The sequence below is a fragment of the Oleiphilus sp. HI0066 genome (genome assembly GCF_001635725.1).
Window position 1 is genome coordinate 1 of sequence record NZ_LWFH01000284.1, and the last position, 730, is coordinate 730.

Consider the following 730-nt stretch of genomic DNA (forward strand, 5'->3'; position numbering starts at 1 on the left):
TAATATGTGCAGGTGCAGCAAGAGCGTTTTTAACGGCACGAACGAAACCAGCAAGTTCTTCTGGTGTTTCTTCTTTGACGCGAATAAGCATTAAAAAAGCGCCGAGCTGAATGTCTTCTACTTCGCCGTTTAGCGCCATTGTCATTGCATCTAATGCTTCTTCATACGTGAAAGAGCGGCTGCCTTTTTTGCCTTTGCCTAGTATGCGCACGTATTGCGCAAAGGGATGCTCTTCTGCGCTTTGTCTAATATTGTCATGGATACGGACATCGTTACTCATATAAGCTACTTCCTTATTTGTATGAGGTTAGAGGCAGTTGGTAGGCTTTGGTAGGCCTGCTATTTTACTTGCATATTTCGCGGGACTTCCTGGGAAAAGTTGCATCAGGTAAATACTATTGCCTTTCTTTTCGCCAAGCTGTTGCTTCACGGTCTTAACTAAAATGCGCATGGCTGGGGAGAGCTCAAAATCTTCATAGAATTTGCGCAATAAAAAGATGATTTCCCAATGCTCAGGGCTTAGCGTGATGCCTTCTTCTTCAGCGATTTGTAAAGCAACATCTTCATTCCAATCGTGAAGGTTGACTAGAAATCCTTGAGGGTCTCGTTCAATCATGTTTCGTCTTATCGGGTCCAGGAAATAACTTTAGTGTGCTCACAGCTTAATTGGACAAACATTTCGTAGTTACAAAGTATGACTTGCTTGTTCAGCGGCGGCTCTAATCCTCTC

At 43.4% G+C, this 730-nt stretch carries 1 protein-coding gene and 1 pseudogene; both read right to left on the bottom strand.

Going from position 1 to position 730, the window contains the following annotated elements:
- A pseudogene (locus A3738_RS04240) lies at nucleotides 1-280 on the bottom strand (glycosyl transferase); the annotation flags it as partial.
- 27 nt (nucleotides 281-307) lie between these two features.
- Nucleotides 308-616, bottom strand: coding sequence for a TusE/DsrC/DsvC family sulfur relay protein (locus tag A3738_RS04245; protein ID WP_068478727.1), 309 nt, complete (start codon nucleotides 614-616; stop codon nucleotides 308-310).
- Nucleotides 617-730: the final 114 nt, after the last annotated feature.

What these genes read in the sequence shown, in the direction of transcription:
- A3738_RS04245 (WP_068478727.1), bottom strand. Translation starts at nt 616, where the DNA reads ATGATTGAACGAGACCCTCAAGGATTTCTAGTCAACCTTCACGATTGG.